This window comes from Kribbella sp. NPDC005582 (assembly GCF_040605415.1).
GTDB lineage: Bacteria > Actinomycetota > Actinomycetes > Propionibacteriales > Kribbellaceae > Kribbella.
Genome location: NZ_JBEXCU010000001.1, coordinates 117,444 through 143,616, shown reverse-complemented (window position 1 = coordinate 143,616; position 26,173 = coordinate 117,444). Strand labels below are relative to the sequence as shown.

The following is a 26,173-nucleotide window of genomic DNA, read 5'->3' as shown; positions in this document are numbered from 1 at the left end:
ACAAGCGACTAGACCTTCAAGGTGCTGCATGGATAACGAAAAGGCATGGCTGGTACGCCGGGTCGTGTTGTCCGTGCTCTTCGTGGTGATCGTTGCCCTCCCGCTCTATCCGGAGCTCTACGGGCTGGACGAGGTCACGCCCTTCACCCAGCTGGTCGCGTTCCGTCCGCAGGGGCTCGTCCTGGTGTTCGGACTGGCGCTGCTGATGCTCCTCCGCAAGGGCTGGCGGATAGCGGCCGGACTGGTCGCCGTACTGGCTCTGATCGGCGCTGGGCTGACCCTGCCCCGGCTGATGAGTGATCCCAAGCCTCCGGCGGCTGACACTCGGGTGCTGACCATCATGGTCGCCAATGTGCTGGGCGGCGGCGCCAACGCCGGTGCGGTCGCGGAGCTCATCCGGAAGCACAAACCGGACCTGGTCTCGTTGCCGGAGGCACAGGTCGATGTGCGCGAGGAGATCCGCGCACAGCTCCAGGACCTCCCGTACGCCGGTTATACCGAACAGCCCGCGAAAGCCGTCGAAAGCGCGACTAGCGTGCTCGTAGCCGGCACTCTGGGCGCAGTGCAGGTCAAGGCCGACCTGCCGACCCGCTTCGGCAATCTGATGGTCACCGGCGGCAACTTGGGCTCCCTGCGGCTGGTGGCCTATCACGGCTTCCCGCCGCTTCCGGACGACGTACCGCCGTGGAAGCAGGACCTGACGCAGCTGCGGCGGTGGTGTGCCCAGGACCCGCCGACGATCGTGGCCGGTGACTTCAATGCGACGTTGGATCACGCGGACTTCCGCTGGGCGCTTGCATCGAACTGTCACAGTGTCGGGCCGTCGGTGGGCGGCGGGCTGAAGGGCACCTGGCCGTCGGACCAGCCGGCGATCGCTCGGACCCAGATCGATCATGTGCTGGCAACTCGGACGATCCGTCCGCTCCGCTTCGATACCTACAAGGTCGAGGGCACTGACCATCTGGCCGTGATCGCGACCGTCGCGGTCCCTAAGGAGTAGCGAACAGGTTGACGAGGTTGCCGTCGGGGTCGCGGAGGAGCGCGGACCTGTTGCCCCACGGCATCGTGGTCGGCTTCTGAACGAACTCCAGCTCGGACAGCCGGGCGAATTCGGCGTCGACGTCGGGGACCTGGAACTCCAGGAATGTCGAGTGGTTGGCCGCCGGTCGGACGACGTCTGCGCCGTACAACTGGTTGGTTAGTTGGTTGCTGGAGATTGCGAGGGTTCCCGCGGTGGTGCGGAGCTCGGCGAAGACCGGTGCCGGGCGCGTCGCGGTCAGGCCGGTGACGAGTTCGTAGAAGGCGACCAGGCGGTCGACGTTCTCGGTGACGATGCGGATCGAAGCAAACGTTGTGGTCATACTCCGACCGTAGAGCCAATACCGGGCAGGTTCCGCCCGGTATTCTTGGTGAATGTCCACAGCACGGGTTCTCGCGCTGCTCGAACTGCTCCAAGCGGGCGGCACTCGGCGCGTAGGAGACCTTGCCGAGCGGCTTGGCGTCGACGAGCGCACCGTCCGGCGATACGCCGAGCACCTGGCCGAGCTCGACATCCCCGTCCGCTCGGTCCGGGGCCGGTACGGCGGTTATCGCCTCGCGCCGGGGTTCCGGATGCCGCCGCTGATGCTCACCGACGACGAGGCCGTCGCCGTGGCTATCGGGCTGCACGCCGGCCCTGATTCCCTTGCCGCCGACAACGCGTTGTCCAAGCTCCGCCGGGTACTCCCCGCGCAACTGGCCGACCGCCTCGGTGCGTTCCTCGAGACCGCCTCGTTCACCACGCCCCAGCGTCCCGCTCCCGCTGACACCGGCGTACTCCTCACCATCGCCCAAGCCGCCCGCGACCAGCTATCCGTCGACATCACGTACACAGATCGCCTGGGGCAGACCACCAGCCGGAGGATCAAGCCGTACGGCGTGGTCGGTCACGGCGACCGCTGGTACGTCGCCACCGCCGACCGCACCTTCCGCCTGGACCGGATAGCTAAGGCATCGTTGCCGAAGGCCACAGCCTCCGGGAGGGGAGGCAAGCCTGCACCTGCCGAACAAGGGGCGGAAGCCGGACGAGGGCCAGAGGCGCGGGATGGCGACCCGGCTGGTGCGGTCCTGCATGCGCTCGCGACCACTCCATGGGCTCACCACGTCTCCGTCCGCGTGCAGGCGACGGTGGAGGTGCTGCAGCGGCGGCTGCCACCTGGTCTGGCCGTGCTCACTCCGCTGAAGAACGAAGTACGGGTCGAGCTCAGAGCCGAGCGGCTCGATTGGGTGCCTGCTCTGCTCGCCGGGCTCGACCTGCCGTTCGTGATCGAAGCACCCGACGAGCTACATGAGCACGTGCGTCAATTGGCCGAGCGGCTACGACGGATTGCTGGCGGGCCGGTAGATGTAGGGCTGTGAGCCCTGCACTGCCTCAGTGAGCATCAGCAGCAAGTCGGCACGAGCTTCGATCGGCCGTCCGAACAGTTCGTCGTCACCGGGGATCGGGAAGCCCTTGACGCCGATCGCCAGCTGGCTCAGCAGCACGTGGAGCACGCCGCGGGCGTTGAAGACCGGGGGAGTCGGCCACTCGGGCAGTGTCTCGTGCATCAGGGGCTGCTGGGCCGCAGTCGTCGCGATCGGCTTCAGCCAGCGCTCCAGCTCGTCGCTGGTGAGCATGTTGCGGTGCAGGATCGTCATGACCGCATGCGCCACGCGGTCGTGCTCCTCGTGCACCCAGCGGTACGGGGTGTCCTTGACGATCCGGTCCGCCAGTACGTCGAGCAGTGCGCGGAGCACTCCGACGTCGCAGTGCCGGGACCGGGCCAGCGCGCCGATCGCGTCGGCGCCGTGGGCAACTGCATGGGCCCAGCCGCAGTCCGGCACGTAGCCGCGCAGGTCGCGCTCGCGGAGCAGCCAGGTGGCCAGCCGGTCGCCCCAGCGCATCACCACCTCGTCGTGGACGAGGAACTCGGCGTTGTCGCGGTGGATGACCTCAGCCAGCGTCAGTGCGGTGAAGGAGCGCCGGAAGACGCTGTCGGTCCCGTCCTCGCCCAGCCCGTAGGACAGACCGGCGCAGAGGCCGTCACCGAAGCCCGGCAGCAGGTCGTCGTACACACCGCGCTCGAGCCAGGTCGCCAAAGTGGGATAGGCCAGTGCGTCCCGGACGTGCGGGTTCGTCGACGCCAGCCCGCGGACGAGCTCTTCGGTGAGGTCGGTCAGCGCACGATCGTGGGGTACCGCGTAGTCCGCGGCCATCACGTCCCGCCAGTACGTCGACTCCACCAAAACGTCCTTCCTTCCGTCTGAGATCAAACACCTGTCCGTACCCAAATGTCGAGCGGTACGACGTCAGTACTATCAGGGCTGTGCCGTCTTTGAGCGACGTGGCCAGAAACCACACGACCCTCGACCAGGCCGACCTGGATCGCCTGCAGCTGCTCGTCTCGGACTGGCAGATGCTGGCGGACCTGTCGTTCGCCGATCTGGTCCTCTGGCTGCCCGACACCGAGGGCCTCGGCTTCTGGGCCGGCGCCCAGATGCGGCCGACCACCGGACCGACGGCGTACCTGGACGACATCGTCGGCAGCTTCATCCCGCGCGGCCGTCGGCACCTGCTCGACCAGGCGTACGACGGCGGCCGGATCTGCCGCGAAGGCGACCCGGAGTGGCGCGACGACGTACCGGTGCGGGTCGAGACCATCCCCGTCCGGCGTGGCTCCCGGGTGATCGCGGTGATCGCCCGGAACACGAACCTGCTCGGCGTCCGGACCCCGTCCCGGCTCGAGATCGCCTACCTGCAAAGCGCCACCGACCTGGCCCGGATGATCACCGACGGCATCTTCCCGTACGGCGGGGAGCGGCTGCTGTCCACGTCGCCCCGCGTCGGGGACGGGTGTATCCGGGTCGATCGGCACGCCATGGTGACGTTCGCGAGCCCGAACGCGTTGTCGGCGTACCGGCGGATGGGTCTGGTCACCGACCTGGTCGGCAGCCGGCTGAAGGAGGTCACGGCCGAGCTGCTGCACGCCGGGACGAAGGTCGACGACGTCCTGGCGACCGTGCTGACCGGACGCGCGGCGCAGGAGATCGAGATCGAGAACGCCGACGCGACGCTGTTCCTGCGCGCGATCCCGTTGCGGGCCGACGGTCAGCATGTTGGTGCTCTCATCCTGCTCCGGGACGTGACGGAGCTGCGCAGCCGGGAACGGGAACTGGTCACCAAAGAGGCGACCATCCGGGAGATTCATCATCGCGTCAAGAACAACTTGCAGACCGTCGCCGCGTTACTGCGGATGCAGGGCCGGCGGATCACCGTGCCGGAAGCGCAGGAGGCACTGGCCGAAGCGGTCCGGCGGGTGGGCTCGATCGCGATCGTCCACGAGACGCTGTCGGAGTCGTTCGACGAGCACGTGGACTTCGACGATGTGGCCGACCGGGTCGCGGCGATGGTGGCCGATGTGTCGACCGTCGCGACCGCCGTACAGATCCGGCGGACCGGGAGTTTCGGCATCCTGGACTCGGACGAGGCGACTCCGCTGGCGATGGTGCTGACGGAGCTGATGCAGAACTCGGTGGAGCACGCCTTCGGGGTCCGCGACGACGAAGCGGCGTCCGGAACCATTGAGCTGCTGGCCGAACGCTCGGTCGGCCGGCTCCGGGTCGACGTGATCGACGACGGTCAGGGCCTGCCGGCGAACTTCGACTCCGAGCTGTCCGGGAACCTGGGGCTCTCGATCGTCCGCACCCTGGTGATCGGGGAGCTGGACGGGACGCTGGAGTTCGGGTCGCGTCATGACGGTAAGGCCGGAACCCAGGTCACCCTGGACATTCCGGTCCCCGATTAGAAGAACCGCCTGAAAAGCAAAGGCCCCGCGGATCCCGCGGGGCCTCGACGAAGTTCTCTCAGGCGGTGCGGATGCGCTGGCGGGCGTTACGGCGCTTCAGCGCACGTCGCTCGTCCTCGCTCAGGCCGCCCCAGACACCGTGGTCCTGGCCGGCTTCCAGTGCCCACGCAAGGCACTGCTCACGCACGTCACACCGGCGGCACACCTGCTTGGCCTCTTCGATCTGCATGATCGCGGGCCCGGTGTTGCCGATGGGGAAGAACAGTTCCGGGTCCTCATCGAGGCAAATGGCCCGGTGGCGCCAATCCATGGCGAATCCCATCTCTCTCAGTAGTGGAAATACGCTGTCGGTTAGGTCTGTGCCCGATCAGCGGGTGCTGTACTCGTCGTACTTCTCGCGACGGAGGGGTCCGTCCTGCGAGGTCTCACTGTTCGCGGCAAGTTGTGAACGCTTTCACGAACGTCTCCATGTTCCCAATCTCAGGCGTGTGAAACAAGGGTTCTGGAGTTGTCGATCAGATCACAACACTTCCTTAACACTCCGAACCGGTGCGTGACGGTGCCCGGCGTCCGTTTACCGGACTGAGGCGCCCTGTCGCAATCACCCGTTCACTGCAAGTAACCGATCGGCGAACGCTTTGGTTACGCACAACCTCGAATCCCTGTAGGGCCGGGGTTCTGCGCCCAAGACACCGGCACAACGCGCACTAAGCTGACGGAGTGCCGACCGACTCCCCAGCTGCCGTAGTACCGAGACCACTGAAGCTAGCCGCGGCGGTGGTCGCAGCGGAAGGGCTTGCGCTCCTCGTTCTCGGAATTGCCGAAGCATTTACGATTCAGGGCTCACGCCTCGTGCTCGGGCTGACCACGACCGTGTTCTTCCTGCTGTACGGCGTGGGTCTGGGCGCCGTCGCGCGCGGATTGTCCCGCGCGTCGACGTGGAGCCGGGGGCCGGCCGTGTTCAGCCAGTTGATCCAGTTGCTGATCGCCTACAGCTTCTGGGGCGGCGGAACCAAGGCCGTCGCGATCGCGCTCGTGGTGGCAGCGATCGCCGTACTGGTTGGGGTTTTCCGTAAAGAATCCACCGAAGCACTGGCGGACAACCCCGAAAAAGACCACCCGGTTCTTTAGGCGTTATTCCTTGAGTAAACCGGCGCGGAGTTCGGTCAGCGTGCGGGCGAGCAGCCGGGAGACGTGCATCTGCGAGATGCCGATCTCCTCGGCGATCTGGGACTGCGTCATGCCGCGGAAGAACCGCAGCGTGAGGATTCGCTTCTCCCGCGTGTCCAGCTGGGCCAGGAGCGGTTTGAGCGACTCGCGGTACTCCACGCTCTCCAGCGCCTCGTCTTCGCCTCCCAGCCCGTCCAGGACGGTGGTCGCGTCCGACTCGTTCTGATCGGGAGCGTCCAGAGACAAGGTGTTGTAGGCGTTCGCGGACTCGAGCCCCTCGATCACCAGGTCGGTCGGCAGGCTCAGACGCACGGACAGCTCGGCCACCGTGGGCGCCCGGCCCAGCTCCTGGGTCAGCTCGGCGGTGGCCGCGGTCAGCGACAACCGCAACTCCTGCAGCCGCCGCGGCACCCGGATCGCCCAGCCCTTGTCCCGGAAGTACCGCTTGATCTCGCCGAGAATCGTCGGGGTCGCGTACGTCGAGAACTCCACCCCGCGGTCCGAGTCGAACCGGTCGATCGCCTTGATCAGCCCGATCGTGGCGACCTGGACCAGATCGTCGTACGGCTCACCGCGGTTCCGGAAGCGGCGGGCCAGGTGCTCGACCAGCGGCATGTGCAGCGACACCAGGCCGTCCCGAGCCGCGTTGTGCTCCGGACTCCCGGGCTCGGCCGCCGCCATCGCGGCGAAGAAGGTGGCTGTCCGCGTGCGTAGATCAGGATGTTCCTGGGAGCCACCGCCCAGGGTTCTCTCGTCCGTCACGCGTTCTCCGTGGCGGTGGCGGTCGCCGTCACGGTGATGGTGAGCCGGCCGTCGACGGTCTCGACGGCGGCGGTCTCGACCAGAGCGGTCAGCACGGTCCAGCCGAACGACGTCGTGTCCGGCGTCCAGCCATCCGGTACGACGGCGCTCGTGCGGACCGTCAGTTGCGGCGGATCCAGCTGGAAGACGCACTCCAGCAGGCCGTCGGTGGCCTGCGGCAGCAGCAGCGAACACGCCTCGTCGACGGCGATCCGCAGATCGTCGATGGCGTCGACGGTGAAGTCGTTGCGGGCCGCGAGGTTGCCCACCACCGACCGCGGTACGGCGATGTACGCACCGTCGGCCGGGATACTCAGGCGGACCTCGGCGGAATGCCCCGTGCTGCTCACTTCGTCTCCCTTTGTTGGCCTGACGCCGTACTTCTACCACTCTCACCGCATTTGAAGCACGGCGCCAACCCTCAGGCCCCCTCAGGAGTCTTCGGACCTCAACCGAGACAAGAAGCTCTTGGTGCGCTGGTGTTGCGGGTTGCCGATCACGTCGGCCGGGGAGCCGGCCTCGACGACGACGCCGGCGTCCATGAAGACGACGGTGTCGGCGACCTCGCGGGCGAACGACATCTCGTGGGTGACCACGATCATCGTCATCCCGTCGGCCGCGAGCTCGCGCATCACGGCCAGCACCTCGCCGACCAGTTCCGGGTCGAGGGCGGAGGTCGGCTCGTCGAAGAGCATCAGCTTCGGCTGCATGGCCAGGGCCCGGGCGATCGCGACTCGTTGCTGCTGGCCACCGGACAACTGCGCCGGGTACGCCGCGCAGCGGTCACCCAGTCCGACCCGGTCGAGCAGCGCCCGGGCACGCTCGCGGGCGGCCTTCTTCGACTCGCCCTTGACCTGGATCGGTGCCTCGGCGACGTTGTCGATCGCGGTCATGTGCGGGAACAGGTTGAACCGCTGGAAGACCATGCCGATCTCACGGCGCTGAGCTGCGATCTCCTTGTCCTTCAGGCGATACAGCTTGCCGCCGCGGTCGGCGTACCCCATCAGATCGCCGTCGACCCAGATCCGGCCGCCGTCGATCGTCTCGAGCTGGTTGATACAGCGCAGGAACGTCGTCTTCCCGGAACCGGACGGCCCGAGCAGGCAGACCACCTGGCCGGCGTCGACATCGAGGTCGATGCCCTTCAGTACTTCGTTGTGGTGGAACGACTTGGTCACGTTGACCGCATGGACGAGTGGCATCACGCACCCCCTGCCCCGGCCGGACGAGCGGCGCGCGGCGCCGTCGTACCGAAGCCCTTGCCGAAGTGCCGTTCGAGGAAGTACTGCCCGACCATCAGCACGCTGGTCGCGGCCAGGTAGTACAGCGTCGCGGCGACCGCGATCGGGAACGTCTTGTAGTACGTGCTGCCGATCGACTGCAGCTGGTAGAACAGCTCGCCGATCACCGGCACCGCCAGCAGCAGCGAGGTGTCTTTCAGCATCGCGATCGTCTCGTTGCCGGTCGGCGGCACGATCACCCGCATCGCCTGCGGCAGCACGACCCGGCGCATCGCCTTGCCCTTGTTCATCCCGAGCGCCTCGGCGGCCTCGGCCTGGCCCTTGTCGACCGACATGATCCCGGCCCGGGCGATCTCGGCCATGTACGCCGCCTCGGACAGTCCGAGACCGATGACACCGGCAACGAGTCCGGTGAACACCTGGTTGGCGTCCAGGGTCAGGAACCGCCAGTCACCCGACATCCCCAGCCAGTCGATGATCTTCCAGTCGAACGGGATGCCGAGGGAGACACCGGTCGGGAAGAGCACGCCGAGCGTGCCCATCGTGAACAGCAGCAGGTACCGCGGGATGCTGCGGAAGAACCACGTGAACGCCCAGGACACCCCGGACAGGATCGGGTTGTCCGACAGCCGCATCACCGCCAGCACGACCCCGCCGCCGACACCGACCACCATCGCCAGCACCGTGACCAGCAGCGTGCCCTTGAGGAAGCCGCTGATCACCGGCTTCTGGTTCATCGCCTGGAAGACGAAGCTCCAGTCGAACGCCTTGTTGGTGACCAGGAGGTGCACCAGCATCGCGACCAGGACCGCGATCACCGCGATCGCGACCCACCGGCCGGGATGCCGCACCGGTACGGCGTGGATCGCGCCCGGCCGATCGCTCGTCGTACCGGCTGGTGTGGTCTCCGCACTCATCAGGGGTTGACCGCGAAGTCGGTGATCGCTCCCGACTCGTTGCCCCACTTGGCCAGCGCCGCCTTGTAGGAGCCGTCGGCGGCGGCCGACTTCAGCGCCTCGACGACGGCGTTCGCGAACTCGGTCTGGGCCTTCGGGATCACGTACCCGTACGGCGCGGCGTCGTAGATCTCACCGAGCTGCTCGAGAGCGCCGTTGGTCTGCTTGACGGCGTACAGCGAGATGGGGGAGTCGGCCAGCATCGCGTCGGCCTTACCGGCCACCAGGTCCGCGGTCGCCTGGTCCTGCTTCTCGCGAACGACCAGCTTGATCTCCGGCTTGCCCTCGGACTTGCACTTGGCCTGCCGCTTCGGCAGGTCGTCCTCGAGCTGCGTGGTGCCCTTCTGGACTGCGACCGTCTTGCCGCAGGCGTCGTCGGCGTTGACGCCCTTCGGGTTGCCCTTGGCGGTCACCCACAGGGTGCCGGCGCTGAAGTAGCTGACCATGTTGACCTGCTGCTTGCGCTTGTCGTTGATCGTGAACGACGAGATGCCCATGTCGTACTTGCCGCCCTGGACACCGGTGATGATGGTGTCGAAGCCGGCCGGCTGCCAGTCGACGGTGACGCCGAACTTGGCCGCGACGGCGTTGAACAGGTCGACGTCCATGCCGACCACGGTCTTGCCGCCCTGGAGCGACTCGTTCGGCGGGTAGCTCGCGTCGACGCCGACGACGATCTTTCCTGCCGACTTGATCTTCGGCGGCAGAGCGCCGCTCAGGTCCGGCCCGCCACTGGACGGCACGCTCGAGGGTGCACTACTGGGTGCACTCGGGCTCGAGCCGGATCCGAGCGAGTCCGAACCGCAACCCGCCGCCGCCAGAACCAGGACACCCGACAGGACGAGCGTCCTCCGCAGGACAGACATCTAGTCCTCCAAGACCGAGCGCCGGCCGTTCCGGCGCATTCGTCCGCATCTTGACACAGAGCGACACCCGGTACGCAGCGGCAACTCCCGAATGGAGACTCATTCGTAGCCGATGAGAACCGCACGCGTGCGGCCCGTCCGGGGACGGGCACGCAGCGTGACGAAGACAGGCTCAGACGTCCTGGACGTGGGTCGGGTCGAGGACCCGGCGCAGGAACAGCTTGGTGCGCTCCTCCTGCGGATTGCCGATCACCTCGGCCGGCGGGCCCTGCTCGACGATGACGCCGCCGTCCATGAAGACGACCCGATCCGCGACCTCCCGGGCGAACGCCATCTCGTGCGTGACGACGAGCATCGTCATGCCCTCGAGCGCCAGTTTGCGCATCACCGTCAGGACGTCGCCGACCAGCTCGGGGTCGAGTGCGGACGTCGGCTCGTCGAACAGCATCAGCGCCGGGTCCATCGACAGCGCTCGCGCGATCGCGACCCGTTGCTGCTGACCGCCGGAGAGCTGGGCCGGGAAGGCATGGACCTTGTCGTTGAGGCCGACCCGGTCGAGGTTGGCCCGGGCGATCCGGTCCGCTTCGGCGGCCGGCCGCTTCAGGACGGTGGTCTGGGCGACCGTGCAGTTGGTCAGCACGCTCAGGTGCGGGAACAGGTTGAACTGCTGGAACACCATCCCGATACTCGCCCGGGCGGCGTCCAGGTGACAGTCGGGGTCGGTGATGTCCTCACCGCGGACGATCACCTGACCCTCCTGCGGCACCTCGAGCAGGTTCACACAGCGCAGCAGGGTGGACTTGCCCGAGCCGGACGGCCCGATCACGCAGACGACCTCGCCCTGCTCGACGGTGAAGTCGATGCCGCGCAGGACGTGGTTGCTGCCGAACGACTTGTGCAGGTTCTTGATCTCTACAAGTGCCATCTCAGCGGCTCTTCTCTGCGCGCGCCTCGAGCCGGCGGACCAGGATGCCGAGCGGGAGGGTGATGATCAGGTAGCAGAAGCCACAGACCACGATCGGGGTCAGGTTCGAGTAGGTGTTGGCCAGGTCCCGGCCGAAGCCGGTCAGCTCGTAGCCGTCGGCGGCGACGCCGATCATGAAGACCAGCGACGAGTCCTTGACCAGCAGGATCAGGTCGTTGGTCAACGGCGGCAGCACGATCCGGAAGGCCTGCGGCAGGACGATCTTGCGCAGCGCCAGCCCGGGCGGCATGCCGAGCGAGCGGGCCGCCTCGATCTGGCCCTTCGGCACCGCCTGGATCCCGGCCCGGATCACCTCGGCCATGTACGCCGCCGCGACGATCCCGAGCGCGAGCCAGACCACGCCGTACGGGTCCCAGGGGATCGTCATGCCCTCGAACGCCAGCGGCAGCAGACTGAACGCGATGAAGACGACAATCGCCGGCAGCCCACGGAAGAACTCGATGTAGGCGGTCGCGATCCACCGGTACGGACCGACGCTGCTGAGTCGCATCAGCGCCAGCACCGTGCCACCGGCGAGGCCGATCACGAACGCACCAGCCGTGTATTCGAGCGTCTTGACCAGCGCCTGCAGTACGCCGTCGGAGAACGTCGACTTGATGAACTCCGGCTTGAAGAACACGGAGCCGATCTGGCCCCAGTCGGCGCTGAACAGCGCGACCACGACCACGACGACGAGTACGGCGTACTGGATCAGGCGGGAGCGCTGAGCCCGCTTGCGCGGGCTCAGCCCCTTACGGACGACGGTGTCGGAAGAAGTAGTACTCACTTCTTCGGCTCAACCCCGAACCAGGTCTTGTAGATCTCGTTGTACTTGCCGTCGGACTTCGCCTTGGCCAGCAACTCGTTGAACTTCTTCACGATCGCCGGGCCGCTGCCGTCCTTCAGCGCGGCGAAACCGTACTGCTCGCCGGTGTCGAACTCGGTCACCACGGCCATGTCCGGGTTCTCCTTGACGAAGTCGTAGAGGACGCCGTTGTCGTTGATCGCGGCGGCGACCCGGCCGGACTTCACGTTGTTCTCCTGCAGCGCCAGGTCGTTGAACGGGATCACCGTGTAGCCGTTGGCGGCCGCGTTCTTGTCGGCGTAGTCCTTACCGGTGGTGTCCGCCTGGGCGCCGAGCTTCTTGCCCTTGAGGTCGGCCAGGCCCTTGATGCCGGAGTCCTTCTTAGCCATCAGCACCTGGGTGGCGTCCATGTACGGATCGGTGATGCTGATCGCGGCCTTGCGGGCGTCGGTGATCGTCATCGCGCCCATGCCGACATCGCACTTCTTCGCCTTGAAGGCGGCGCCCGAGGTGACCTGGGCCCATTCGATGTTGACCACGTCGGTCTTCAGGCCGAGGTCCTCGGCGAGCAGGTTCAGCAGATCGACATCGAAGCCGACGACCTTGGTGCCGTCCTTGTACTGGAACGGCTTGTACGGCAGGTGCGTGCAGATCGTCAGCGTGCCGGACTTCACCAGCGTGATGCCGGCCGCCTTGGCCTTGTCCTCGGATCCACCGCTGCCGGAGTCACTGCCGCAGGCGGCCAGTGAGAACGCGAGGACGGCGGCCGATGCAGCTGCCACGGTCCGGCGATGCGTACGGAGAGTGCGGACGATGTTCATCGCGATTACTCCTCGACAGGGGTCTGGATTCCCGCATCCTGGCACAGCGGGCAGTTCGTGGCCCGGACCTCGCGGCGATCGTTATCTGTGTGGGGCCGCTCACAGCAGACCAGTGAGCGCTGTGGTTTACTCGATCCGCACGGGTGACCCCCTGGAAACAGCGCCGTTTCGACGCATCAACGTCGGGCGCACTCAGTTCTGTACGCACACTCTTCTGAGGGGCTTTGTCATGGTCGCCCAACCTGTTTCTGCTGCCGTCTCCGATCGTTATGAAGGCGATCCGGTCTTCGACCTGCATCGCGGCGGCAAGATCGAGGTGACGTCCTCGATCCACGTCACCGACGCCGCCGAGCTGTCCAAGGCCTACACGCCCGGCGTCGCCCGCGTCTGTACGGCGATCGCCGAGGACCCGTCCCTGGCCCGGCGCTACACGTGGCGGTCCAACGTCGTCGCGGTCGTCACCGACGGCACCGCCGTACTGGGACTCGGGGACATCGGCCCGACCGCGTCGCTGCCGGTGATGGAGGGCAAGGCGCTGCTGTTCAAGGAGTTCGGCGGCGTCGACTCGGTGCCGATCGCGCTCGACTGCACCGACGTGGACGAGTTCGTCGAGACGGTCGCGCGGATGGCGCCGTCGTTCGGCGGGATCAACCTCGAGGACATCTCCGCACCGCGCTGCTTCGAGATCGAGCGCCGGCTGAAGGAGCGCCTCGACATCCCGGTCTTCCACGACGACCAGCACGGTACGGCGGTCGTCGTACTGGCGGCGTTGCGGAACGCGCTCCGGGTGACGTCGAAGTCGATCGGGGAGATCCGCGTGGTGATCTCGGGCGCCGGGGCTGCCGGGGTGGCATGTGCTCGGATCCTGCTGCAGGCCGGTGTCGGCGATCTTGCCGTGGTGGACAGCAAGGGCGTCCTGCACGAGGACCGCGCCGACCTGAACCCGGTCAAGTTGTCGCTGGCGCGTGACACCAACACCGGCGGGCTGTCCGGCCGGTTGGTGGACGCTCTCGACGGCGCTGATGTCTTCATCGGTGTTTCCGGCGGGACTGTTCCCGAGGAGGCGATCGCCCGGATGGCTCCCGGCGCGATGATCTTCGCCCTCGCCAACCCGAACCCCGAGGTGCACCCGGACATCGCCCACCGGCACGCCGCGGTGGTCGCGACCGGCCGCTCGGACTTCCCGAACCAGATCAACAACGTCCTCGCGTTCCCCGGCATCTTCCGCGGCGCCTTCGACTCCAACGCCTCCCGGATCACCGAAGGCATGAAGCTGGCCGCCGCCGACGCGCTGGCCGCCTTGATCAGTCCCGCCGACCTGCGCCCCGACTACATCATCGCCTCGCCCTTCGACGAGCGCGTCGCCCCTGCCGTTGCCGGTGCAGTCGCCGAAGCAGCCCGCCGCGACGGCGTAGCCCGCCCATAACCCCCTAACCACCCCACCACCGAAGCCACCGTTGCCCCGCCACCGAAGCCACCGTGGCGAGTGTGGGATGTGTGCTGCCGAGTGTGGGGAATATGTTGCTGGTAAGGGTTCTCCGGCGGCATTCTCCTCACATTCGCGGCTCGGTGCTCAAGGTGCGGCCACTGAAGCCACTGTGCCCCGCCACTGAAGCCACCGTGGCTCGCGACCGAAGCCACCGTGCGAGTGTGGGAGTAGGTCGTCGACAAGCGCTTTCCGGCGACTCACCTCTCACAGTGGGGGATGGACGGAGGCGGTGGCGACCTGGTTTGCGCCGCGGCGCGACCCGGTGGTCCAGCGGGTACGACGACCTCGGCTGGATCCAGGTATCGACCGACGGATCCAACGGGAACACCCCGTACGGCGATGCCGCGGCCAGCGGTGGACTCGACGACCTGACTGGCCTCGCGGGCTCCGGCCGCGATGTGCGCACGCTCGGCACCGCTACATGTTGTGGTCGGTCGAGGTGTATTCGTGAGACGCGTGTCCTACTGACCAACACATTGCGCGTCCTAACCTGGTTTCATGCTTGCCGCGTATGCCGCCAGGTTCGATCCGGACAACCCTGTGGACGCTCTCGAGGTGGGGGAGCGGCCGGAGCCGGAGGCGCGGGAGGGGTGGGTGACGGTCGACGTGAAGGCGTCGGCACTCAACCACCACGACCTGTGGTCGCTGAAGGGCGTGGGACTGGCCGAGGCGAACCTGCCGATGATCCTCGGCTGCGACGCGGCCGGAGTCGACCCGGACGGCAACGAGGTGGTCGTGCATGCGGTTGTGTCCGATCCGGAGTGGCGCGGTGACGAGACGCTGGACCCGAAGCGGTCGCTGCTGAGTGAGCGGTACGACGGGACGCTGGCCGCGAAGGTGTCCGTGCCGGCGCGGAACGTCGTCCCGAAGCCGGCTGGGATGAGCTTCGAGCAGGCTGCGTGCCTGCCGACCGCGTGGCTGACGGCGTACCGGATGTTGTTCACGCAGTCGGACCTCAAGCCTGGAGACACCGTGCTCGTGCAGGGTGCGGGCGGTGGCGTGGCGACGTCACTGATCACGCTGGCGCGGGCGGCCGGGATCCGGGTCTGGGCGACCAGCCGGGACGAGGCCAAGCGGGCCAAGGCGCTGGAGATCGGTGCGCACGAGGTCTTCGGGTCCGGGGCGCGGTTGCCGGAGCGGGTCGACGCCGTGATGGAGACGGTCGGGCAGGCCACCTGGTCGCACTCGCTGAAGTCGCTGAAGCAGGGCGGGACCGTGGTGATCTCGGGGGCGACGAGTGGGCAGGCGCCGAAGTCGGCCGAGCTGAACCGGATCTTCTTCCTGCAGCTTCGGGTGCAGGGTTCGACGATGGGCACCCGGACCGAGCTGGCCGAGCTGCTGCAGTTCATGGCGAACGCCGGAATCGAGCCGCACATCGACACCGTGCTGCCGCTGGCGGACGCGCGCGAGGGCTTCGCGAAGATGAATGCGGGTGACGTGTTCGGGAAGATCGTCTTCACTGTCTGACATGACTCCCGAGATCCGCCTCGCAACGGTCGAGGATGCCGAAGCCGCCGCCTGGTGTCACCTGCAGTGCTGGCAGGAGGCGTACGCCGGCCTCGCGCCGGCCGACCTGCTCGCTCAACGCACCGCCAATGTGGAGCAGCGCATCGAGCGCTGGACGCAGGCGATCGAGGCGGGGTCGACGCGCTGGCTCGCGATCGATCCGGCAGCCGAGTCGGTGCGGGAGCGGGTGGCCGGGTTCGCGAACAGCAGCTCGGGCCGGGACGAGGACTCGCCGGTGCCGCTGGAGCTGCAGGCGATCTACACCCGTGCGTCCTGGTGGGGGACCGGGCTCGGCCGCCGGTTGCTGGAGGTTGCCGTCGGCAAGGATCCGGCGTACCTGTGGGTGTTCGAGGACAACGAGCGGGCGCTGGGCTTCTACCGCCGGCACGGCTTCGCGCCGGACGGGACCCGCAAGCACGACGACTTCTTCGACCTGTGGGAGATCCGCCTGCTCCGGACATGACGTTTCATGCCGGAAACATTCGCGTCGCACCGGGGCAACGCACGTGACGCACGCTGTTCCTACCGCCAGGAAACCCCTAGTGGATTCGATCCGCCCGATCGATGAGGAGCAGGAGTGCCCATGAGGCCGCTTTTGACGGTGATCGTCGACCCCGCCGACAACTGGATGACCCGTGCCGCGTGCGTCGGCCAGGCCCCGTCGTACGACGAGAGCGCCAGCCAGTGGGAGCAGCGCAAGGCGCAGGCGATCTGCCTGACCGCGTGCCCGGTAGTCGACGAGTGCCGCGAATGGGCCCGCCGGACCAAGTTCACCGGTACCGCCGCCGGCGAGAAGTTCCTCTCCGGTCGCCGCCGCGGCCGCCCCGGCCCGCAGGAACGCCGTACCCGCATCGTCACCGTCGAAGAGCAGCAGGCCAGCTAACCTCCCGCCGCCCCCATCTCATGGGTGGACCCACGAGCTTGTGGGTTCCCCACCCGCATGCGGGTACAGAACCCACCATCTGATGGGTGAACCCAGCAGATGAGGTCGGGCGTGGCGGGGTGGTCAGGCGTTGACTAGTTCGCGCTCGGCTTCCGCGGGGGCCGCCGGCTTGTGGAAGCGTGCTCGCAGGGTGGCGGCGACGTGGTGGCGGTTGCGGATGACGGCGATGATCGCCAGCACCAGGTAGAGCGCGCTCAGGATGTAGCGACCGGTCTGACCCGGTACGGCGAACTGGATCGCGAACAGCCCGAGCAGCGTCCACGCGGCCCAGCGGGGGAAGCGCAGGCTGAGCAGGACCGCGATGCCGAGCAGGGTCTGGGTGGCGGTGAGCAGGAACTCCTCGATCTGCCGGCCGTCGAGGTGCAGCGCGGCCGGGCCGCCACCGAGGCCGTAGGCGATCGGCAGGCTGCCGATCAGCAGGGTCCACTGGTTCACCTTGGCCGAGATCAGCAGGCCGAGGGCCGCCGCGCCCTTGCCGCGCCAGGCGAACAGGATCGCGATGATGAACTCCGGCGCCTCGGAGGCCAGCGGCGCCAGCCACTGGACGAGCAGGAACTGGTCGATTCCGAGCGCCCGGCCGCCCTCGACGAGCGAGTCGGCGAAGGGCTCGGCGGAGGCCAGGATGATGCCGGCCGCGACCAGAAACATGCTGACCACCGTGATCCGCCGCTGGACGGTCGGCAGCCCGCCGATCTTCGCCGCCGGACCGATCAGCTCCGGCTCCTCGTCGTGTCCGGAGACGGCGGCGCGATACAGGTAGAAGGCGAAGAACCCGAGCAGTGCGGCGCCCAGCAGGAGGTGAATCTGGCCGGTCAGCGGGATCACGAACGCGACCACACCGGCGATCGCCAGGAAGCCCAGCTCACGGCGGTAGCCCGACTCGAGGACGAGCTCTTTGACCGTCCGCCCGCTTCGCCGGGAGGCGACGTACAGGCTGATCAGTACGACGCTGGACCAGCCGAGGCCGAGCAGCAGCCGGTTGGAACCGGTCATGTTGGCGGCGGCGTACTGGACGTAGTCGGGGTTGCTGCCTGCCGTGTGCGCGAAGTAGAGGTCAACCGCGTACTCCGGCAGGACGGCGATGACCGCGAGCAACGCGATCGCCAGGCCGCCGGAAATGTCCACCTCCGCGGCCTCGGCCGCCCAGGCCAGCACGAACGACGCGGCCACCACGGCGATCCCGAACACCAGGATCGACGCGAGGGCCGGCGGGTGGGTGCCGGTGAGGCGCAGCGCCACGGCGGGAACCGCCAGCGGCAGCAGCATCAGCACTGGGCGAAGCGCTCTGAACATACCTCCAGGCTGCCACCGTTTTGATACTTTCGCAATTGCGAAAGTGTGAGACCGTCCTCACTCCGGCCCGGCGGGCTGCCTCACGGCCCGTTCAGCGGTCACAATGACTGCGCGATGACGACGTATCCCGAACCGACGAAGGCCCAGCTGGAATCCGCCGCCGGCACCTTCGCGATGCTCTCCGCCCCGGTGCGGCTGCATCTGGTCTCCCTGGCGGCCCAAGGCGAGTACGACGTCGGCACGCTCGCCGACCGCGTCGGCGTCAGCATCGCCACCGCCAGCCAGCACCTCGGCAAACTCCGCCTGGCCGGCATCATCACCGCCCGCCGCGAGGGCCGCCGGCACATCTACACCGTCGACGACCCGCACGTCCTCAACCTCGTCGACCAGATCTTCGAACACATCGCCCCGGACGGCTCGCTCGCGCCCGACCCACCCCGCCGTACGAGGCCGCCGCACACGGACTGAAGCTGGTCTGAAGGCTGGGTGAAGGTTCCGCCGGAGCATCGGTGGCATGAACAGAGGACGCATCGCAGGAATCGTCGTGGCCGTCGGGCTGATCGGAGCCGGCAGCATCGCGTACGCCGCCATCCCGGATCCGGCCGGCGTGATCCACGGCTGCTACAACAAGGGCGGTCTGCTCCAGGACAAGGGCAACCTCCGCGTGGTCGAGGCCGGTGAGAAGTGTCGCGCCACCGAGCTCGCGATGACCTGGAACCACACCGGACCGCAAGGCCCGGCCGGGCCGGTCGGAGCCACCGGGGAACCCGGCGCCACGGGGGCGCCGGGTCAGCAGGGAGCCACCGGGCCGGCGGGGCCTAGTGATTCCTACGAGGTGAAGGTCACCCAGGTTCTGCTGACGACCACGACGCAGGTTGCCGAACTCGACCTGCCGGCGGGTACCTACCTGCTGATGGGCAAGGCGGATCTGATCAACCGCGACGACACGGTCCAGCCGGCGTCGTGCTCCATCGAATACGACTACAGCTACACGTACCTGCCGAGCGGCAAGGCACTCGGCTCGGAGTCGCTGACCGTCACCAGTCAGACGCGGCTGGAAGTACCACAGAAGGTCAGGATGCTGTGTGACGGCTACAACGTCGCAGCGGAACAGGTGAAGTTCACCGCGCTGAAGGTCGGACAGATCCACTTCCAATAACGTGCCGCGGATCACCGGACAGACCGATGCCCTCCGCCGCGGCGGAGGGCATCTGGGGTCAGTCGTCTTCGTCGTCCAGGCGGGCGAGCCAGGTGGCGAAGCGCTCGATCGGGGTCTCGAAGTCGGGGTTCAGGTCGACGAACTCGCGGAGCCGCTCGGCGACCCAGGCCAGCGAGACGTCTTCCTCGCCTCGCCGGCCCTCGAGTTCCTCGATCCCTCGGTCGGTGAAGTACACGTCAGCTGAAGGCCTGCTTCAGCAGGGTCTGCTGCTCCGCCGTGTGGGCGCCCATCGAGCCGACCGAGGTGGCCGACATGGCCGGGCGGGAGACCCGGTAGAAGGGCTTGCCGCCGAGGTGCTCGGTCAGGTTGAGCGCCATGAACGGCCACGGGCCCTGGTTCGCGGGCTCGTCCTGGACCCAGCGGATCTCGGTCGCGTTCGGGTACTTGGCCAGCTCGGCGACGATCTCCTCCGCGGGCAGCGGGTAGAGCTGCTCGACCCGGACGACCGCCGTACCGAGCTTGTCCGGCTCGGCCTTCTTGCGCTCGGCCAGCAGGTCGTAGCAGATCCGGCCAGAGGCCAGGATGACGCGCTCGACTCCTGCCGCGCTGGCCTCCGCCTCGGCGTCGCCCAGGACCGGACGGAAGGTGCCGTGGGTGAGCTCCTCCGGCTGCGACACCGCCTCCTTGCGCCGCAGCAGCTGCTTCGGCGTGAAGACGATCATCGGGTTGTGCTCCTCGCCGAGCGTGTGCCGGCGCAGGAGGTGGAAGTACGACGCCGGCGTCGACGGCTGGGCCACGGTCATCGCGTCCTCGGCGCAGAGCGCCAGGAACCGCTCGATCCGCGCGGACGAGTGGTCCGGGCCCTGACCCTCGTAGCCGTGTGGCAGCAGCAGCACGACACCCGACTTCTGGCCCCACTTCGCCTCACCGGCCGAGATGTACTCGTCGATGATCGACTGGGCGCCGTTCACGAAGTCACCGAACTGCGCCTCCCACAGGGTCAGCGCGTCCGGCCGTGCCACCGAGTAGCCGTACTCGAAGCCGAGGGCGGCGTACTCGCTGAGCAGTGAGTCGTAGACGTAGAAGTTCGCCTGGTTCTCGTCCAGGTTCTGCAGCGGGACGTAGTCCTGCCCGTTGACCCGGTCGATGATCGCGGCGAACCGCTGGACGAACGTGCCCCGGCGGCTGTCCTGGCCCGCGAGCCGGACAGGCCGGCCGGCCAGCAGCAGCGAACCGAGCGCGGTGATCTCCGCGGAGGCCCAGTCGATCGGGCCCTGGGTGATCGCGGTGGCCCGGCGCTGCAGCTGCGGCAGCACCTTCGGGTGCACGGTGAAGCCCTCCGGCAGCGTGGTGTACGCGTCGGCGATCTTCTTCAGCACCTCGGGCGTGGTCGCGGTCGCGTCCGGGCCTTCCGGCTTGTCCGGGTAGACCGGGACGGTGACGTACGGCGCGGGGGTGTCCGGCTGGCTCTTCGCCTCGCGGACCTCGGTGAAGACCCGCTCGAGGCGCTGCTGGAAGTCCCGCATCGCCTGCTCGGCCTCTTCGACCGTGATGTCGCCACGGCCGATCAGGGCCTCGGTGTAGAGCTTGCGCACCGAGCGCTTCTGCTCGATCAGGTCGTACATCAGCGGCTGGGTGAACGACGGGTCGTCGCCCTCGTTGTGACCGCGGCGGCGGTAGCAGACCAGGTCGATCACGACGTCCTTGTTGAACGCCTGGCGGTACTCGAAGGCCAGGTCGGCGACCCGGACACAGGCCTCGGGGTCATCGCCGTTCACGTGGAAGATCGGCGCCTGGACCATCCGGGCGACGTCGGTGCAGTACATCGACGAGCGCGACGAGGCCGGCGAGGTGGTGAAGCCGACCTGGTTGTTGACGATCACGTGCACGGTGCCGCCGGTGCGGTAGCCGCGCAGCTGGGACAGGTTCAGCGTCTCGGCCACCACGCCCTGACCGGCGAAGGCCGCGTCACCGTGGACCAGGACCGGGAGCACCGGGAAGGCCGCACCGCGGTCGAGGATGTCCTGCTTGGCCCGGACGATGCCCTCGAGCACCGGGTCGACGGTCTCCAGGTGCGACGGGTTGGCCGCCACCGAGACCTTGATCTTGTCGCCGAACTCGGAGACGAACTCGCCCTCGGCGCCCAGGTGGTACTTGACGTCACCGGAGCCCTGCACGGTCCGCGGGTCGATGTTGCCGTCGAACTCGCGGAAGATCTGGCCGTAGGACTTGCCGACGATGTTGGCCAGCACGTTCAGCCGGCCGCGGTGCGCCATCCCGATCACGACCTCGTCCAGACCGGCGCCGGCCGCCTCCTCGCAGAGCTCGTCGAGCAGCGGGATCGTGGTCTCGCCACCCTCGAGCGAGAAGCGCTTCTGGCCGACGTACTTGGTCTGCAGGAAGGTCTCGAACGCCTCGGCCTCGTTCAGCTTGGCCAGGATCCGGAGCTGCTCCTCGCGCGGCGGCTTGGTGTGCGGCCGCTCGATCCGCTCCTGCAGCCACTTGCGCTGCTCGGGGTCCTGGATGTGCATGTACTCGATACCGGTGGTCCGGCAGTACGAGTCGCGCAGGATGCCGAGGATCTCGCGCAGCTTCATGAACCGCCGGTCGCCGCCGAACGAGCCGGTGGCGAACTCGCGGTCCAGGTCCCACAGCGTCAGGCCGTGGGTGGCGACGTCGAGGTCGGGGTGGCTGCGCTGCTTGTACTCCAGCGGGTCGGTGTCGGCCATGATGTGGCCGCGGACCCGGAAGGCGTGGATCAGCTCGAGGATCCGGGCCTGCTTGTTGATGTCCTCTTCGTGGCTGTGCGGCAGGTCCGTGGCCCAGCGGATCGGCTCGTACGGAATCCGCAGGCTCTGGAAGATCTCGTCGTAGAAACCCTCCTGGCCGAGCAGCAGCTGGTGGATCCGGCGCAGGAACTCACCCGACTGGGCGCCCTGGATGATCCGGTGGTCGTACGTCGAGGTCAGCGTCATGACCTTGCTCACCGCGAGCTTGGCCATCGTCTCCTCGGCCGCGCCCTGGTACTCGGTCGGGTACTCCATCGCGCCGACGCCGATGATGCAGCCCTGCCCGGTCATCAGCCGCGGCACCGAGTGCTGGGTGCCGATCGTGCCCGGGTTGGTCAGGCTGATCGTGGTGCCCTGGAAGTCCGGCAGCGCGAGCTTGTTGTCGCGGGCCCGCCGGACGACGTCCTCGTAGGCCATCCAGAAGTCGGCGAACGTCATCGTCTCGGTCGCCTTGATGGAGGGCACCAGCAGCTGCCGGGTGCCGTCCGGCTTCGCCATGTCGATGGCCAGGCCCAGGTTGATGTGGGCCGGCTGGACGTGCGTCGGCTTGCCGTCGGTCTCGTCGTACGACGCGTTCATCTCGGGCAGCGTCTTGAGCGCCTTCACCAGCGCCCACCCGATCAGGTGGGTGAAGGAGATCTTGCCGCCGCGAGCGCGCTTGAGGTGGTTGTTGATGACGATGCGGTTGTCGATCAGCAGCTTGACCGGCACCTGGCGGACGCTGGTCGCAGTCGGGACCGTGAGGCTGGTCTCCATGTTCTGCGCGGTCCGGGCCGGCGCGCCGCGGAGGATCTGCCGCTCGGCGTCGGTGCTGGTGGCGGGCGCGGGCTTGGCCTGCGCCTTCGGCGGCTGGTTCACCGTTCCTCCGGTGGGGGCGGCGGGCGCGGCCGGAGCCGGCGCGGGCTGCGTGGCCGGCTTGGCCACCGGCGCGGAGGCCTGGGCAGCCGCTGCCGCGGGCTGGTTCGAGGCGGGCACGGTCGGCGCGGAGCCGCGGCTCGGGGCCTCAGGGGTCTTGTTGTCCGACACGGCATCCGGCCTCGGAGCGTCGGCCGGGGTCGTCGTCACCGGCTTCGCTTCTGCCTCAGGCTTGTACGTCTTGAAGAAGTCCAGCCACGCGGGATCCACCGACTTCGGGTCCTGGAGGTACTTCTCGTACAGCTCGTCGACCAGCCATTCGTTAGCACCGAAGGCTGCAAGGGGATTTGAGTCTGATGGCTCGGTGGCCACTGGGCAGTTCGCCTCTTCCGATCTCGGGTCAGATACCGCGGGTTATGACTTGTGAAGCTATGGGTTGGTTCCCGAGGGCAAGGCTAATAGCACGGCGGTAAGTTCCACAGCCCGGGATCACCGGACCAGTGTGCCAAGTGGTCGGGACCCGGCACCCCGATCGGCCGATGGCTGGAACACAGTGCACGCAGGTGTTTCAGCGGTGCCCGTACTCCGCTTCCTCTGGACGGCCGGGCCGATGCTGTGATCAACTGCGGGACCCGTTGTACAGGTGGGATTCCGGCCGTCGGGCCGGTCACTTCCGGTGACGCCGGTGAGCCTGAATGGCCACTGTATGCAACCGCGACGGTGCTCGGGGTGAATGTTTACTTCTGATGAAAATGTGGTGAAGCTCACCCTCCGCGTCAGTCCACTTGGGCCCTATTGGCCTTCCGCCGGACCAGCTTCAGCCCCGACCAGATCGCGTCGATCGCGCACACCTTCACGTCGACGACCCCGAGCGGCAGCGCCAGTTCGCGGATCCCGTTCTCGTCCAGATCCGTCGGTACGCCGGACGACCGCTTCGGCCACGCGATCCAGATCATCCCGGCCGTCTCGGTCCGCTCCAGCAACACCGGCAACCGCTTCGCCAGTCGCGCCCGATCCGGGCAGAAGCTCACCACCACCGGGTACGCCGTTCGCCCGGCCCGCCGCACGATCGCCGTACCGGCGGGGAGGCCCTCGATCGCGAACCCCTCGGGCGCGTTGTCCAGGAGCACGGTGTGGTCCGGCTTGAGGCCGAGCTTGGCGGCGAGTGGCTTGCCGGAGTACCCAGGGGTGGTCATACCGGCATACTGACGCAATGGCATTGACGGACGAGGCGATCGTCAAGATCAAAGGCATGATCACCTCGGGGGAGCTCGGGCCGGGGGACCGGTTGCCGAAAGAGGCGGATCTGGCCGCGCGGCTGGGGTTGTCGCGGAACTCGTTGCGCGAGGCGGTCAAGGCGCTGACGCTGGTCAACGTGCTCGACGTGCGGCACGGCGACGGGACGTACGTGACGAGTCTGGACTCGGCGCACCTGCTGGACGCGCTGAACTTCATGGTCGACCTGCACCGCGACGACTCGGTCCTGCAGTTCTTCGAGGTACGGCGGTTGCTCGAGCCCGGCGTGGCCGCGTTGGCAGCGGCTCGGATCGGGGCAGAGCAGTTGTCGGCCCTGCGGCAGTTGTGTGCGGACCTGCCAGCGGATGCGGGTGTCGAGGAGTTGGTCGCGAACGACCTCAAGTTCCACCGGGGGATCGCGGAGGCGACCGGCAATCAGGTCGTCTGCTCGTTGCTCGACGGCATCTCGGGTGCGACCCAGCGAGCGCGGATCTGGCGCGGTGTCACCCAGGCCGGTGCGGTCGAACGCACTCTCGCCGAACACTCCGCCATCCTCGACGCGATCGAGCTTCGCGACGCCGAGGCGGCCCGCGCCTGGATGACCGCGCACATCGCGGGCGTCGAGACCTGGCTCCGGCAGGCGCCGTAAATAGAGTTGAGTACTCTCCGGAGTCGCTTTAAAGTGGTGTTGTCACATTGTCGGCGGCAGGAGTGCGGGTTGCTCGTCTGAGGTCTTCCTTCTGAAGTAGCTGACCGCTGCCCGGATCCCGGGATGGTGCGGTCTCCTCGAAGATCTCTTGGAGTACACCTGATGAGCCATTCCCTGACCTGTACTGACCTTTTCTTCGCCTGGCCTGACGGCGACGTGCTCTTCGACGGGCTCGGCTTCGTCGCCGGACCGGTGCGATCCGGCCTCGTCGGACGCAACGGCACCGGCAAGTCCACGCTGCTCCGGCTGATCGCCGGCCGGCTCACCCCGCAGCGCGGGACGATCCGGGTCAACGGCGAGCTCGGCTACCTGCCGCAGGACCTCACGCTGGACATCTCGCTGCGCGTCGACCAGGCGCTCGGCATCGACGGGATCCGGCGGGCGATCACGGCGATCGAGTCCGGCGACGCGTCGGAGGAGAACTTCGCGATCGTCGGTGACGAGTGGGACGCCGAGGAGCGGGCCGAGGCGTTGCTCGGCAAGCTCGGGCTCGGCTCGATCGGCCTCGACCGGTCGGTCGGCGAGTTGTCCGGTGGCGAGACCATCCTGCTGGGGCTGGCCGCGGAGCTGCTGCGACGTCCCGACGTGCTGCTGCTCGACGAGCCGACGAACAACCTCGACCTGCGCGCCCGACGGCACCTGTACGACGCCGTCGAACAGTTCCGCGGGTCGCTGCTGATCGTCAGCCATGACCGCGATCTGCTCGACCGGGTCGATCAGATCGGCGACCTCCGCAAGGGCGACATCACCTGGTACGGCGGCAACCTGTCGGCGTACGAGGAGGCGGTCGCGATCGAGCAGGAGGCGGCCGAGCGGATGGTGCGGGCGGCCGAGTCGGATCTGCGCAAGCAGAAGAAGGACCTGATCGAGGCCCGGATGAAGTCCGACCAGCGGATGGCCCGCGGCCAGCGGGCCTTCGAGAAGGGCGGCATCCCGAAGATCATGGCCGGCAACCTGAAGCGCGGCGCCCAGGTGTCGGCGGCCAAGCACGTCGGTATGCACACCGACCGGCTGGAGTCGGCGCAGGACGCGTTGGCCGATGCGGAGGCGAAGGTCCACGACGACGAGACGATTCGCGTCGATCTGCCGAAGACCGCCGTACCGGCCGGGCGCGTCGTACTGCGGCTCGAGGAGCACGAACTGCGCACCGGTGCGCTGGTGGATCTGGAGATCCGCGGGCCGGAGCGGATCGCGCTGACCGGGCCGAACGGTGCGGGCAAGACGACGTTGCTGCAGTCGATCACTAGTGGGTCGTTGCCGGCGGTGCCGTTCCGGTACCTGCCGCAGCGGCTGGACTTGCTGCGCGACGACCTGTCGATCGTGGACAACGTCGCATTGCTTGCCCCCGGCCACGAAAACCAGGAGCGGCGGTCGCGGTTGGCCCGGTTCCTGTTCCGGGGCCGGGCGGCGGATCAGCTGGTCAGCACGCTGTCCGGTGGTGAGCGCTTCCGCGCAACGCTGGCTGCGCTACTGCTGGCCGAGCCGCCACCGCAGTTGCTGATGCTCGACGAGCCCACCAACAACCTGGACCTCGCCAGCGTCGCGCAACTCAAGGACGCGCTCGCGTCGTACCAGGGCGCCTTGGTCATCGCGAGTCACGACCTGCCGTTCCTCCGCGACATCGGCATCACCCGCTGGCTCGAGCTGACGCCGGAGTCGCTGGAAACCATCGATCCGCTGTAGTCCCAGCTGCACCCGAGCCCCCTGGCGCCTGACCGCCAGGGGGCTTTCTCTTGTTGTTTTCGAT

27 protein-coding genes are annotated in these 26,173 nt (G+C 67.8%); 12 read left to right on the top strand and 15 right to left on the bottom strand.

Translation table 11 applies throughout. The features are described 5' to 3' along the window. Positions 1 to 28 precede the first annotated feature (28 nt). Positions 29 to 1,000, top strand: coding sequence for an endonuclease/exonuclease/phosphatase family protein (locus tag ABZS29_RS00705; RefSeq protein WP_355457227.1), 972 nt, complete (start codon positions 29 to 31; stop codon positions 998 to 1,000). Here the strand turns inward: ABZS29_RS00705 and ABZS29_RS00700 are convergent. Continuing rightward, positions 990 to 1,361, bottom strand: coding sequence for a VOC family protein (locus ABZS29_RS00700; RefSeq protein ID WP_355457225.1), 372 nt, complete (start codon positions 1,359 to 1,361; stop codon positions 990 to 992). The genes ABZS29_RS00705 and ABZS29_RS00700 overlap by 11 nt on opposite strands. A gap of 52 nt (positions 1,362 to 1,413) precedes the next feature. On the opposite strand from ABZS29_RS00700, the gene ABZS29_RS00695 reads away from it, so the two are divergent. Beyond that, positions 1,414 to 2,397, top strand: coding sequence for a YafY family protein (locus ABZS29_RS00695; RefSeq protein ID WP_355457223.1), 984 nt, complete (start codon positions 1,414 to 1,416; stop codon positions 2,395 to 2,397). On the opposite strand, the gene ABZS29_RS00690 is transcribed toward ABZS29_RS00695, so the two are convergent. After that, entirely contained in the window at positions 2,356 to 3,261 is a 906-nt protein-coding gene (locus ABZS29_RS00690) for a DUF2785 domain-containing protein (RefSeq protein WP_355457221.1), read from the bottom strand. The two genes, ABZS29_RS00695 and ABZS29_RS00690, sit on opposite strands and share 42 nt — an antisense overlap. An 83-nt stretch (positions 3,262 to 3,344) precedes the next feature. Between ABZS29_RS00690 and ABZS29_RS00685 the strand changes: the two genes are divergently transcribed. Further along, the gene (locus ABZS29_RS00685; RefSeq protein WP_355457220.1) at positions 3,345 to 4,823 is read left to right on the top strand and encodes a histidine kinase N-terminal domain-containing protein; all 1,479 of its coding nucleotides are present in this window, start codon (positions 3,345 to 3,347) and stop codon (positions 4,821 to 4,823) included. 58 nt (positions 4,824 to 4,881) lie between these two features. Here the strand turns inward: ABZS29_RS00685 and ABZS29_RS00680 are convergent, their stop codons facing one another. Next, positions 4,882 to 5,133 (bottom strand): WhiB family transcriptional regulator, encoded by a 252-nt coding sequence (locus ABZS29_RS00680; protein WP_132169366.1) that lies wholly within the window; start codon positions 5,131 to 5,133, stop codon positions 4,882 to 4,884. Between the two features lie 410 nt (positions 5,134 to 5,543). On the opposite strand from ABZS29_RS00680, the gene ABZS29_RS00675 reads away from it, so the two are divergent. Beyond that, a complete protein-coding gene (locus ABZS29_RS00675) occupies positions 5,544 to 5,954 on the top strand; it encodes a hypothetical protein (protein WP_355457217.1) in 411 nt (136 codons plus the stop codon). Between the two features lie 3 nt (positions 5,955 to 5,957). Here ABZS29_RS00675 and ABZS29_RS00670 read toward each other — a convergent pair whose 3' ends face one another. From ABZS29_RS00670 to ABZS29_RS00635, 8 genes are all read right to left on the bottom strand, one after another. Continuing rightward, on the bottom strand, positions 5,958 to 6,755 hold the full coding sequence (locus tag ABZS29_RS00670; RefSeq protein ID WP_355457215.1) for an RNA polymerase sigma factor SigF: 798 nt from the start codon (positions 6,753 to 6,755) through the stop codon (positions 5,958 to 5,960). Next, positions 6,752 to 7,144, bottom strand: coding sequence for an anti-sigma regulatory factor (locus ABZS29_RS00665; protein WP_355457213.1), 393 nt, complete (start codon positions 7,142 to 7,144; stop codon positions 6,752 to 6,754). Before ABZS29_RS00665 ends, ABZS29_RS00670 begins: the two co-directional genes overlap by 4 nt. An 81-nt stretch (positions 7,145 to 7,225) precedes the next feature. Beyond that, complete coding sequence (locus ABZS29_RS00660; RefSeq protein ID WP_355457212.1) at positions 7,226 to 7,996, bottom strand: amino acid ABC transporter ATP-binding protein; 771 nt, start codon at positions 7,994 to 7,996, stop codon at positions 7,226 to 7,228. Then, positions 7,996 to 8,952, bottom strand: coding sequence for an amino acid ABC transporter permease (locus ABZS29_RS00655; protein WP_355457209.1), 957 nt, complete (start codon positions 8,950 to 8,952; stop codon positions 7,996 to 7,998). Before ABZS29_RS00655 ends, ABZS29_RS00660 begins: the two co-directional genes overlap by 1 nt. Beyond that, a complete protein-coding gene (locus ABZS29_RS00650) occupies positions 8,952 to 9,857 on the bottom strand; it encodes an ABC transporter substrate-binding protein (RefSeq protein WP_355457207.1) in 906 nt (301 codons plus the stop codon). The genes ABZS29_RS00655 and ABZS29_RS00650 overlap by 1 nt, the downstream gene beginning before the upstream one ends. 172 nt (positions 9,858 to 10,029) lie before the next feature. Next, the gene (locus tag ABZS29_RS00645; RefSeq protein WP_355457205.1) at positions 10,030 to 10,782 is read right to left on the bottom strand and encodes an amino acid ABC transporter ATP-binding protein; all 753 of its coding nucleotides are present in this window, start codon (positions 10,780 to 10,782) and stop codon (positions 10,030 to 10,032) included. A 1-nt stretch (position 10,783) separates the two neighbouring features. Continuing rightward, positions 10,784 to 11,608, bottom strand: a complete 825-nt coding sequence (locus ABZS29_RS00640; RefSeq protein ID WP_355457203.1) for an amino acid ABC transporter permease — start codon at positions 11,606 to 11,608, stop codon at positions 10,784 to 10,786. Next, a complete protein-coding gene (locus tag ABZS29_RS00635; RefSeq protein ID WP_355457202.1) occupies positions 11,605 to 12,447 on the bottom strand; it encodes an ABC transporter substrate-binding protein in 843 nt (280 codons plus the stop codon). The genes ABZS29_RS00640 and ABZS29_RS00635 overlap by 4 nt, the downstream gene beginning before the upstream one ends. A gap of 229 nt (positions 12,448 to 12,676) precedes the next feature. Between ABZS29_RS00635 and ABZS29_RS00630 the strand changes: the two genes are divergently transcribed. The 4 genes from ABZS29_RS00630 (at position 12,677) to ABZS29_RS00615 (ending at position 16,325) form a co-directional block, all read left to right on the top strand. After that, the gene (locus tag ABZS29_RS00630; RefSeq protein ID WP_355457201.1) at positions 12,677 to 13,873 is read left to right on the top strand and encodes an NADP-dependent malic enzyme; all 1,197 of its coding nucleotides are present in this window, start codon (positions 12,677 to 12,679) and stop codon (positions 13,871 to 13,873) included. Positions 13,874 to 14,434: 561 nt separating this feature from the next. Continuing rightward, positions 14,435 to 15,403, top strand: a complete 969-nt coding sequence (locus ABZS29_RS00625; RefSeq protein ID WP_355457200.1) for a zinc-binding dehydrogenase — start codon at positions 14,435 to 14,437, stop codon at positions 15,401 to 15,403. A 1-nt stretch (position 15,404) separates the two neighbouring features. Further along, positions 15,405 to 15,905, top strand: a complete 501-nt coding sequence (locus ABZS29_RS00620; RefSeq protein ID WP_355457199.1) for a GNAT family N-acetyltransferase — start codon at positions 15,405 to 15,407, stop codon at positions 15,903 to 15,905. A gap of 120 nt (positions 15,906 to 16,025) precedes the next feature. Further along, complete coding sequence (locus tag ABZS29_RS00615; RefSeq protein WP_355457197.1) at positions 16,026 to 16,325, top strand: WhiB family transcriptional regulator; 300 nt, start codon at positions 16,026 to 16,028, stop codon at positions 16,323 to 16,325. Positions 16,326 to 16,448: 123 nt separating this feature from the next. Here the strand turns inward: ABZS29_RS00615 and ABZS29_RS00610 are convergent, their stop codons facing one another. Then, a complete protein-coding gene (locus ABZS29_RS00610; protein WP_355457195.1) occupies positions 16,449 to 17,678 on the bottom strand; it encodes a sodium:proton exchanger in 1,230 nt (409 codons plus the stop codon). A 114-nt stretch (positions 17,679 to 17,792) separates the two neighbouring features. On the opposite strand from ABZS29_RS00610, the gene ABZS29_RS00605 reads away from it, so the two are divergent. Both ABZS29_RS00605 and ABZS29_RS00600 read left to right on the top strand, forming a co-directional pair. Further along, a complete protein-coding gene (locus ABZS29_RS00605; protein WP_355457193.1) occupies positions 17,793 to 18,146 on the top strand; it encodes a metalloregulator ArsR/SmtB family transcription factor in 354 nt (117 codons plus the stop codon). Positions 18,147 to 18,192: 46 nt separating this feature from the next. Beyond that, positions 18,193 to 18,837, top strand: coding sequence for a collagen-like protein (locus ABZS29_RS00600; protein ID WP_355457192.1), 645 nt, complete (start codon positions 18,193 to 18,195; stop codon positions 18,835 to 18,837). Between the two features lie 58 nt (positions 18,838 to 18,895). Here the strand turns inward: ABZS29_RS00600 and ABZS29_RS00595 are convergent, their stop codons facing one another. From ABZS29_RS00595 to ABZS29_RS00585, 3 genes are all read right to left on the bottom strand, one after another. Beyond that, positions 18,896 to 19,072 carry a DUF6104 family protein gene (locus tag ABZS29_RS00595; protein ID WP_355457191.1) on the bottom strand — a complete coding sequence of 59 codons (177 nt, stop codon included), beginning with the start codon at positions 19,070 to 19,072 and terminating at the stop codon, positions 18,896 to 18,898. A gap of 1 nt (position 19,073) precedes the next feature. Then, entirely contained in the window at positions 19,074 to 22,853 is a 3,780-nt protein-coding gene (locus ABZS29_RS00590; protein ID WP_355457189.1) for a multifunctional oxoglutarate decarboxylase/oxoglutarate dehydrogenase thiamine pyrophosphate-binding subunit/dihydrolipoyllysine-residue succinyltransferase subunit, read from the bottom strand. 404 nt (positions 22,854 to 23,257) lie between these two features. Further along, entirely contained in the window at positions 23,258 to 23,677 is a 420-nt protein-coding gene (locus tag ABZS29_RS00585; protein WP_355457187.1) for a DUF3052 domain-containing protein, read from the bottom strand. 17 nt (positions 23,678 to 23,694) lie between these two features. Between ABZS29_RS00585 and ABZS29_RS00580 the strand changes: the two genes are divergently transcribed. Both ABZS29_RS00580 and ABZS29_RS00575 read left to right on the top strand, forming a co-directional pair. Continuing rightward, positions 23,695 to 24,366, top strand: coding sequence for a FadR/GntR family transcriptional regulator (locus ABZS29_RS00580; protein ID WP_355457185.1), 672 nt, complete (start codon positions 23,695 to 23,697; stop codon positions 24,364 to 24,366). A gap of 162 nt (positions 24,367 to 24,528) precedes the next feature. Next, positions 24,529 to 26,109, top strand: a complete 1,581-nt coding sequence (locus ABZS29_RS00575; RefSeq protein ID WP_355457184.1) for an ATP-binding cassette domain-containing protein — start codon at positions 24,529 to 24,531, stop codon at positions 26,107 to 26,109. Positions 26,110 to 26,173 lie beyond the last annotated feature (64 nt).

What these genes read in the sequence shown, in the direction of transcription:
- ABZS29_RS00705 (WP_355457227.1), top strand. Translation starts at nt 29, where the DNA reads ATGGATAACGAAAAGGCATGGCTGGTACGCCGGGTCGTGTTGTCCGTG.
- ABZS29_RS00700 (WP_355457225.1), bottom strand. Translation starts at nt 1,361, where the DNA reads ATGACCACAACGTTTGCTTCGATCCGCATCGTCACCGAGAACGTCGAC.
- ABZS29_RS00695 (WP_355457223.1), top strand. Translation starts at nt 1,414, where the DNA reads ATGTCCACAGCACGGGTTCTCGCGCTGCTCGAACTGCTCCAAGCGGGC.
- ABZS29_RS00680 (WP_132169366.1), bottom strand. Translation starts at nt 5,133, where the DNA reads ATGGATTGGCGCCACCGGGCCATTTGCCTCGATGAGGACCCGGAACTG.
- ABZS29_RS00660 (WP_355457212.1), bottom strand. Translation starts at nt 7,996, where the DNA reads ATGCCACTCGTCCATGCGGTCAACGTGACCAAGTCGTTCCACCACAAC.
- ABZS29_RS00655 (WP_355457209.1), bottom strand. Translation starts at nt 8,952, where the DNA reads ATGAGTGCGGAGACCACACCAGCCGGTACGACGAGCGATCGGCCGGGC.
- ABZS29_RS00650 (WP_355457207.1), bottom strand. Translation starts at nt 9,857, where the DNA reads ATGTCTGTCCTGCGGAGGACGCTCGTCCTGTCGGGTGTCCTGGTTCTG.
- ABZS29_RS00645 (WP_355457205.1), bottom strand. Translation starts at nt 10,782, where the DNA reads ATGGCACTTGTAGAGATCAAGAACCTGCACAAGTCGTTCGGCAGCAAC.
- ABZS29_RS00635 (WP_355457202.1), bottom strand. Translation starts at nt 12,447, where the DNA reads ATGAACATCGTCCGCACTCTCCGTACGCATCGCCGGACCGTGGCAGCT.
- ABZS29_RS00630 (WP_355457201.1), top strand. Translation starts at nt 12,677, where the DNA reads ATGGTCGCCCAACCTGTTTCTGCTGCCGTCTCCGATCGTTATGAAGGC.
- ABZS29_RS00625 (WP_355457200.1), top strand. Translation starts at nt 14,435, where the DNA reads ATGCTTGCCGCGTATGCCGCCAGGTTCGATCCGGACAACCCTGTGGAC.
- ABZS29_RS00620 (WP_355457199.1), top strand. Translation starts at nt 15,405, where the DNA reads ATGACTCCCGAGATCCGCCTCGCAACGGTCGAGGATGCCGAAGCCGCC.
- ABZS29_RS00615 (WP_355457197.1), top strand. Translation starts at nt 16,026, where the DNA reads ATGAGGCCGCTTTTGACGGTGATCGTCGACCCCGCCGACAACTGGATG.
- ABZS29_RS00610 (WP_355457195.1), bottom strand. Translation starts at nt 17,678, where the DNA reads ATGTTCAGAGCGCTTCGCCCAGTGCTGATGCTGCTGCCGCTGGCGGTT.
- ABZS29_RS00605 (WP_355457193.1), top strand. Translation starts at nt 17,793, where the DNA reads ATGACGACGTATCCCGAACCGACGAAGGCCCAGCTGGAATCCGCCGCC.
- ABZS29_RS00600 (WP_355457192.1), top strand. Translation starts at nt 18,193, where the DNA reads ATGAACAGAGGACGCATCGCAGGAATCGTCGTGGCCGTCGGGCTGATC.
- ABZS29_RS00585 (WP_355457187.1), bottom strand. Translation starts at nt 23,677, where the DNA reads ATGACCACCCCTGGGTACTCCGGCAAGCCACTCGCCGCCAAGCTCGGC.
- ABZS29_RS00580 (WP_355457185.1), top strand. Translation starts at nt 23,695, where the DNA reads ATGGCATTGACGGACGAGGCGATCGTCAAGATCAAAGGCATGATCACC.
- ABZS29_RS00575 (WP_355457184.1), top strand. Translation starts at nt 24,529, where the DNA reads ATGAGCCATTCCCTGACCTGTACTGACCTTTTCTTCGCCTGGCCTGAC.